We start from the raw sequence: 291 nt of genomic DNA, 5'->3' as shown, positions 1-291 counted from the left end.
CTCCGGACGCCCCAACACCTCCAGGGCATGATGCGTCAACGCCGCCGCCGTCCGCTCCGGAATCCCCAACGACTGCGCCGCCTCAGCCACCGCACTGGACCGCGCGACCCCCACCTGCCACGGATTCAAATCCACAGCAACCCGCTCAACCTGCACCGCACCCATCAACTGCCCCAACAACGCCGCCTTGCACGCCGCCGTGGCATCCTCCAACACCTTCACAACCGCCAACGCAGCAACAGCACCATCATGAACATCACACGCAACACTGTACTGAGAAGCAGGCTCCGG

The 291-nt window shown here is 64.6% G+C and carries 1 protein-coding gene; it reads right to left on the bottom strand.

All coding sequences use genetic code 11. From position 1 onward, the window contains the following. On the bottom strand, nt 1–231 hold a 231-nt coding region (locus tag ACT3TS_RS19825; RefSeq protein WP_444533237.1), incomplete at its 3' end, for a hypothetical protein. Nucleotides 232–291: the final 60 nt, after the last annotated feature.

It is taken from the genome of Specibacter sp. AOP5-B1-6 (assembly GCF_052376555.1).
In the GTDB taxonomy this organism is placed as follows: Bacteria; Actinomycetota; Actinomycetes; order Actinomycetales; family Micrococcaceae; genus Specibacter.
The sequence above is the reverse complement of the archived record's forward strand: the minus strand, read 5'-3'. Positions and strand labels throughout refer to the sequence as shown.